Raw genomic sequence first — 5,754 nt, forward strand, 5'->3', positions numbered from 1 at the left:
GGCGCCTTTCAGCTTGTCGAGCTTGCTCTGGTGCGAGCTATCGAGCGCGGTCGGCAAGGTCGCCTTGACCTTGCCGCTGGTCACCATGCTCTTCAGCTCAGTCGAGGTCTTGGTGTGATCGGTCACCATCTGCTGGGCAAAGGTCTTCTCCTGCGCGTTGCCCTTCTGCTCGCCGAGCTTGTTCGATTCGATCTCGAACATGTCGCTGATCGCGACCTCCTTGACGAAGTCATCGGTGCTCGGCGTGACGCCAAGAGCCGAATTGACGCCGGTTTTTTCTCCCACCGATTGGGCAAGCACGGGACCCGCGAGAAGTACGCAGGCGGCGGCGATGACAACACGTTTCATGATCAAGGATCCCTCTGGCTTTTGCTAGGCATCCCATTCGTGCCCGGCGCAATGATGTGCGGGATCAATCATCTTCCGGCGGTGTTTGTTCCTATGCCGGAACGAACCGCGCCGGTTCGCGCAGAATGCCTCAGTCGGTCGGCCTGCGGCCAGTGCGGGCGTTGAGCGGATCGGTTGCCTGCCGGCGCAGCCGCTCGGGCAGGAACGGCTCTGGCGCGGGCGAAGCCGGCGCGCGAACGTCGGCGCCCCCTTGAGCAAGCTCATGCGGAGTTTGGTTCTGGTCGAGGCGCGCCTTCACGTCGGCACCGCCGACAGGATCGTTGACGCCGTGCTGAATGTCGCGGGAATCGCTCATGGGGTCTCCGTTCCTGGCGGGCTGGTTGGAACCAGCAAAAGCAAGGACCATCGATGAGAACGGCCGGTCGGGCCGAGCGTTCCCACCGATCGACGCAGGAGACCTAGTCCGGCCGTGTCGCGGTATCGTGCCGGACTTTCGCGACCTGATCGGCCGTCACCGCGCTGGCGGTATTGGCCGAATTGTTTCTCACATAGGTGAGCACAGCCGCGATCTCGGCGTCGTCGAGCTGCCGGCCATAAGACGGCATTCCGGGCGCGGTGGGCTGCGCGTCGGTGCCCACGCTGCGCGCACCTCGCAGCACGATGCGGATCGCAGTCGTCGGGTCGTCCGACCGGACCAACGATGACTCGGCGAGGGACGGAAACAGCTCGGCGACGCCTTTGCCGTCGAGGCCATGGCAGGCCGAGCATTGATCGCGATAGATGGCTGCTCCGGCGACCATCGGCGGCGCGTTCGCGGCCAGTTGCGCGGTGCCGTCATTCTTGCCGGGCAGCGATTTCAGATAGGTCGCGATGGCGTTGAGATCGGGATCCGTCATGTGAGAGGTCGACAGCGCGATGACCTCGCTCATCGGCGCGGTCGCAGCCGTGATGCGATTGTGGCCGGAGCGCAGATAGGCGACGATGTCCTCTTTGGACCAGCGGCCGAGACCAAGGCGCGAATCGTTGGTGATGTCGAGCGCCGACCAGCCCTGCAGATAGCTGCCGCGCAAGAACTGATCGGTCTTGTCGCCGCCGAGGAAAGTCTTGGGCGTGTGGCAGGCGCCGCAATGACCGGGGCCGGTGACGAGAAAGGCGCCGCGATTCCATTCGGTCGACTGGTTCGGCTCGGGCCGGTATTCGCCTTCGGTGAAGTAGAGCGCATCCCATGCGCGCATGGCGGCGCGGATGTTGAACGGGAATGGCAGCGTGTTGGCGACGACGGCGTTGCGCACAGGTGTCAGCGTGTTCAGATAGGCGCGGATGGCCAGCACGTCGTCACGCGACATCTTGGTGTAGGCGTTGTAAGGCATCGCCGGATAGAGCCGTGAGCCGTCGCGCCGGATGCCCTTGCGGACCGCCGCCTCGAACTGATCGTCGCTCCAGGTCCCGATGCCGGTCTCGGCGTCCGGCGTGATATTCGGCGCGACGATATTTCCGAACGGCGTCTCGATCGAGCGGCCGCCGCTGAACTGTTGGTTGCTGCCGGGCACCGTATGGCAGCTCGCGCAATCGGAGAGCACCGCGAGATAGCGGCCGCGTTCGATCTGCGGGAAATCCTGCGGGTCGGCAATAGCGGGCCGCGAGACGATCGCGACGAGAAGGCCGAACCAGGCGAGAGCAAGCGGGACGCGCTTACGCATCGACAAGCCTCCCGGGATTCTTCAGATATTTGCTGCGGATCGCAGTTGCCGCCCAAAAGGCGAGGGCGCCGACGGTGCCGGTCGGGTTATAGCCGGCGTTCTGCGGAAACGCGCTGGCGCCGAGCACGAACAGGTTCGGCACGTCCCAGCTCTGCAGATAGCGGTTGAGCACGCTGGTGTTGCGATCGGTCCCCATGATCGCGCCACCGTTGAGATGGGTCGTCTGATAGGTGGTGATGTCATATGGGCCGGTGCGGTACTGTACGTGGAGCTTCTGCGCGCCCATCGCCTTGATGATCTCGGCGAACTTGTCGGTGAGAAACTTGTTCTGCTTGAGCTCGTTCTCCTTGAGATCGATCGTCATCCGCATCAGCGGCCGCTTGAAGCGATCGGTATAAGTCGGATCGAGATCGAGATAGATGTCGCGATAGGAATAGAAGCTGCCGTGCACGCCAGTGCCCGGCTTCACGGTCGACAGATAGTTCTCCTTCACGGCGCTCTTCCAGGCCGCGCCCCATTTCGGCGTGCCCGGCGGCACGATCGTGCTTTCGATCGGGCGGCCGCCGGTCTGCACCTGGCCCATATAGCCGCCGCCGACGAAGCCGTGCGGCCCGTGGTCGAAATTGTCGCCGTTGAACTCGTCGATGCACATTCCGATCGAGCCCGACGCGATAAAGGGATTGAAGTTGAACTTCTTCGGATCGAAAAAGCCGTTGACGGTCGAGATCGTCTGGTGCGTGTAGTTGCGGCCGACCGTGCCCGTCCCCTTGGCGGGATCATAGGGCTGGCCGATCTGCGAGTGCAGCAGGAGCTGGACGTTGAACAGCGTGTAAGCCGACAGAATCACGAGATCGGCCTGCTGCTCCCAGACCTCGCCGCTCGAATCGACGAAGGTGACCCCGGTCGCGCGCGTGCCTGATTTGTCGAGGTTGATCCGGATCACTTCGGAATTGTCGCGCGCGGTGAAATTCGGCTTGCGCACCAGATAGGGCAGGATGGTGGTCTGCGGGCTCGCCTTGGAATAATTGGCGCAGCCGAACCATTCGCAGAACCCGCAATAGGTGCACGGTCCCATCTTCAGCCCGAGCGGGTTGGTATAGGCCTGGGATAGATTGCCGGACGGCTGCGGAAACGGCTTGTAGCCGAGCTCACGCGCTGCCTTGCCGAACAGCGTCTGGCTGAACGGCTGCGGCTGCGCCGGCGTCGGGTAGGGGCGCGACCGCGCGCCTTCGAACGGATTGCCGCCCTCCATGATCTGGCCGCGGACATTGCCCGCGGTGCCGGACGTTCCGCACAGATATTCGAAGCGATCGTAGAACGGCTCGAGCTCGTCATAGGTGATGCCCCAGTCCTGAATGGTCATGTCTTCAGGCAGGAAGGCGGCGCCGTAGCGTTCGGTCAAATGGGTCTTGAGCACGAAGTCGGAGGGCAGGAAGCGCCACGTCTCGCCGTTCCAGTGCACGCCGCCGCCGCCGACCCCGTTGGGCGGCATGAATGCGCCCCAGCTTCGGATCGGGAGCGCGGTCTGGTCCATCTTGTTGCGGAAGGTGAAGGTCAGCTGGTCCGGGCGCAGAAATAGCTCGTGCCGGACGCGGTAACGCAATTCATCCTGGATGTAGGTCGGCGGAAAATCGGTCGGCGCGTCGCGCCACGGGCCGCGCTCGATCGCGATCACGTCGAGGCCTTCATCGGTGAGCTCGTTGGCCATGATCGATCCGGTCCAGCCAAGCCCGATGATGACGACGTCCTTCTTGGGAAGTCTTCTGGTCATGCGTCACCCCCGTGTCCATTCGATCCGACCGGTCATGCTGACCGGCGGTAACGGATATCGCTCATTGTGACGCGAGACCCAGTCGAGATAGTTGTAGCGGGCGCCCGGAAAGCCGATCATCTTCCATGCAACCATGTCGCGATTGCCGCCATAGATCGGATCGGCGAAGAAGCCCATCTGAACATCCTTTACGACCTGTTCGAAGAATGCCTTGCCGTCGATGCCGTCGAGCTTGAAGTCGCCGGTGTCGATGCCGTGCAAGACGTTGTCCTTGTCGGCGTCCGAGAGTTCGTAAAACGCCCTGCCGCCAAGCTTGACCTTGCAAGCGGCATTCAGGGCGGCCAAGCCCTTGCGGTATTGCTGCGCCGGGCCCTGTTCGGATTGATGACCCTGGTTCTTGGCGCCATTCTGGAACGGCGGCCGCGTATAGAGACCTTCCTGCCGCCCATACGGACCGGCGAGCTGCCGGTCGATGAAGTCGGCACAGCCGGCATCGGTGCCGCCAGGTGTTTGCGGGTCGGGAGGGATGATGCGGTCGGCGAGCGCTTCGGCCGTCCGGCCTTCGTCGCCTCTGAAGAAGTGCCAGGGTCCGGGCACCGGCCTCGGCGGCGGATTGCCCGCATTGGGCGTCCATGGCAGATGATCGAAGATCACCGTCGCGCCCGAGCGCGACATGCCGAGAGCCAAAAAAGCCGCGCCGGCGAGCAGTTGGCGCCGACAGATCGCAAGATCGCCTTTGTCGTTGCTCATGATTCCCTCGCTCGGCTTTCCTGACGCGCGTGCTTCGTCTGATAGCGAACTCGGCTCTCGACTGCGCCACTGACGGGGGTTGAGTTGGGAAGCGTTCGACTGCGTTCCGCTCAGTTTTGCGTGAAGAAGCCCCGCCCTAGCGGTATGAAGGTATGAAAGCAGGCCGTCGCCGAGGATTGTACGTGCCATCTCAAATTATATCGTGGCACGATGGTTCCATATCGGCGCGCACGGCCGGCGAATTTAGCCGAATTGCCGACGCAGCCCCGCACCGATCTCGTCGATGAAGGCGCGCACCTTGGCCGGCGTGAACCGGCCCGCGGGCTGGATGATCTGGATCGGAAGCTCTTCGACGCTGTACTCCGACAGCACCTCGACCAGCCGCCCTGTGGCGACATGCTGGGCAGCCTGATAGGAGACCAGAAAGGCGAGGCCGAGCCCGCTGGCTGCGGCATCCGCGGCGGCTTCGGTGGTATTGACTATGAGCCGCGGCTTGATCGCGACATGCAACGCGCCGCCCTTGCCCTCGAACGACCAGCGATCCGGATTCGGATTGATGTTGCCGGCCGAGATCGTGCGGTGCTGGATCAGTTCGGACGGCAGGGCCGGAGCGCCGTGGCGGGCGATGTAGGCCGGGCTTGCATAGACCGCCATCTTGACGGTGCCGGCGCGCGTGACACGCAGCGAGGAATCCGGCAGCCGGCCGAGCCGGACGCCGACATCGAGCCCTTCTTCCACCATCGAGACCACGCGGTCGACGAGCAGCACGCGGGCGTCGACGCGCGGGTACCTCTCCAGGAAATCGCATAACAGCGGCATCATATGCTGGCGGCCGAAATTGACCGGCGCCGTGATGTGAAGGGTGCCGCTGGGCTCGTGATCGTCGGGCGCGGCCCCTTCGAACTCGGCATGCGCAGCCAGCAATTTGCGCGCGCGGTCGAGATAGAGCTGGCCCGCTTCGGTCAGCGCCACCGAGCGCGTGGTCCGGTTCAGCAGCCGTTTGCTGAGGCTCGCTTCCAGCTCGGCGACCGCTCGGGTCACCGCCGCCGGCGTGCGCGACAGCTTGCGTGCCGCCGCGGCGAAGCTTTCCTGCTCGGCAACAGCGACGAAGACGGTCACGGCATCGAGGCGGTCCATGAAAGGCACTCCGGCGATATTATTGCAGTCCGTAGCATAAACTGTCCG

At 63.8% G+C, this 5,754-nt stretch carries 6 protein-coding genes; all 6 read right to left on the minus strand.

Annotated features, from left to right (window positions below; genetic code table 11):
- Positions 1–348 (minus strand): DUF4142 domain-containing protein (locus tag WA702_RS25020; RefSeq protein ID WP_425113224.1); only part of this gene is annotated, 348 nt, incomplete at its 3' end.
- A 130-nt stretch (positions 349–478) separates the two neighbouring features.
- Positions 479–703, minus strand: coding sequence for a hypothetical protein (locus WA702_RS25025; RefSeq protein WP_425113225.1), 225 nt, complete (start codon positions 701–703; stop codon positions 479–481).
- 103 nt (positions 704–806) lie between these two features.
- Entirely contained in the window at positions 807–2,048 is a 1,242-nt protein-coding gene (locus WA702_RS25030; RefSeq protein WP_425113226.1) for a c-type cytochrome, read from the minus strand.
- A complete protein-coding gene (locus tag WA702_RS25035) occupies positions 2,041–3,819 on the minus strand; it encodes a GMC family oxidoreductase (RefSeq protein ID WP_425113227.1) in 1,779 nt (592 codons plus the stop codon). The genes WA702_RS25030 and WA702_RS25035 overlap by 8 nt, the downstream gene beginning before the upstream one ends.
- A 3-nt stretch (positions 3,820–3,822) precedes the next feature.
- Positions 3,823–4,569 carry a gluconate 2-dehydrogenase subunit 3 family protein gene (locus WA702_RS25040; RefSeq protein WP_425113228.1) on the minus strand — a complete coding sequence of 249 codons (747 nt, stop codon included), beginning with the start codon at positions 4,567–4,569 and terminating at the stop codon, positions 3,823–3,825.
- Between the two features lie 243 nt (positions 4,570–4,812).
- A partial coding sequence (locus WA702_RS25045) for a LysR family transcriptional regulator (protein ID WP_425113229.1) occupies positions 4,813–5,754 on the minus strand: 942 nt, incomplete at its 5' end.

This window comes from Bradyrhizobium sp., assembly GCF_049798375.1.
In the GTDB taxonomy this organism is placed as follows: Bacteria; Pseudomonadota; Alphaproteobacteria; order Rhizobiales; family Xanthobacteraceae; genus Bradyrhizobium.

Coding starts and splice junctions, on each gene's coding strand:
- WA702_RS25025 (WP_425113225.1), bottom strand. CDS start 703: ATGAGCGATTCCCGCGACATTCAGCACGGCGTCAACGATCCTGTCGGC.
- WA702_RS25030 (WP_425113226.1), bottom strand. CDS start 2,048: ATGCGTAAGCGCGTCCCGCTTGCTCTCGCCTGGTTCGGCCTTCTCGTC.
- WA702_RS25035 (WP_425113227.1), bottom strand. CDS start 3,819: ATGACCAGAAGACTTCCCAAGAAGGACGTCGTCATCATCGGGCTTGGC.
- WA702_RS25040 (WP_425113228.1), bottom strand. CDS start 4,569: ATGAGCAACGACAAAGGCGATCTTGCGATCTGTCGGCGCCAACTGCTC.